This window comes from Micromonospora sp. NPDC049679 (genome assembly GCF_040659735.1).
GTDB lineage: Bacteria > Actinomycetota > Actinomycetes > Mycobacteriales > Micromonosporaceae > Micromonospora_I.
In genome coordinates this window covers 1-1,105 of record NZ_JBFANZ010000097.1, presented here as the reverse complement: position 1 = coordinate 1,105, position 1,105 = coordinate 1, and the positions used below count along the sequence as shown (strand labels likewise).

The following is a 1,105-nucleotide window of genomic DNA, read 5'->3' as shown; positions in this document are numbered from 1 at the left end:
CCGGGGACGCGCTGATCCGGGACGCGGCGTGGCGCGCGGCGGAACTGGTCGCCGGCCGGATCGCGACCGACACCGACCCCTTTAGACCGAGTGAATCGATGACCATGCAAAAACTCTCTTACGCCCTGATACTCGCCGCCATTGCCGCCCCGTATGCCCAGGCAGAAGGCTGGTACGGGTCGGCAAAGCTCAACAGCGCCCGCCAGAATCTCTCAAGTTCCCTGTTGACCAGCCCGCGGGTAACCCACCGGGTAGAGGCGCCTGACAGCAGCAAGACATTCACCGGTTCATTTGCCGTCGGTTATGCCTTGGCTGATGGCTGGCGCCTTGAAGGTGAATACACCACGCCCAGCCACTCGAACTTCAAATCCCATTGGGCACCGTTCAATGTCAACGTCAACAGCCTGCAGACCGACAGCCAGCGCTTGATGCTAAACGGTTATAAAAATATCCCGATCAATGAATGGCTGTCGTTCTACGGTATGGCGGGGGTGGGCCTGGCCCAAATTGACGCCAAGGGTTATCAGACCAACGAAACCCGTCGCTTCGCCAGCCATCGCCAACACAACTTCGCCTACAGCGTGGGCCTGGGGCTGGATGCCAAGGTCAGCGAAACCCTGACCCTGGGCACCGGATGGCGTTACGTGGACATGGGCCGGATCGAAACCGGCTACAACACCTTCGCCAACCGGATAAATGCCCTGGACGAACAGCTCAAAGGCAAGCTCAAGGAACAGAATGTGTTTCTTGAGGCCCGCGTCGCCTTCTGACACCGATGCTGAAAATGCCGCTCCCAAGGCGGCATTTTTGTTTAAGGGGGGGACGATTCATTCACAGATGACAGGCTATATTCAGTCGAGCCGTGCAACCATGCCCGGCATTGATATGCTTTTTTCTCATCGCCTTCTGAAACGGATGCCTTCAACGTCATGAGCCAACTGCCCTTTCTGCCGTTCTCCAAGCCCACCATTGATGAAGCCACCATCTCGGCGGTGGGCGACGTACTGCGCTCCGGCTGGATCACCAGCGGGCCCAAAGTGCAGGCGTTCGCCCAGAAATCTCATCCGCTCTACAGTGGACGTAGAGCTTACGGGGCGTGGCGATG

1 protein-coding gene is annotated in these 1,105 nt (G+C 58.5%); it reads left to right on the top strand.

The window, feature by feature from the left end; translation table 11 throughout:
* Positions 1-770, top strand: a 770-nt coding sequence (locus AB0J06_RS26380; protein ID WP_357432371.1) for an outer membrane beta-barrel protein, incomplete at its 5' end; no start/stop codon positions are given.
* Positions 771-1,105: the final 335 nt, after the last annotated feature.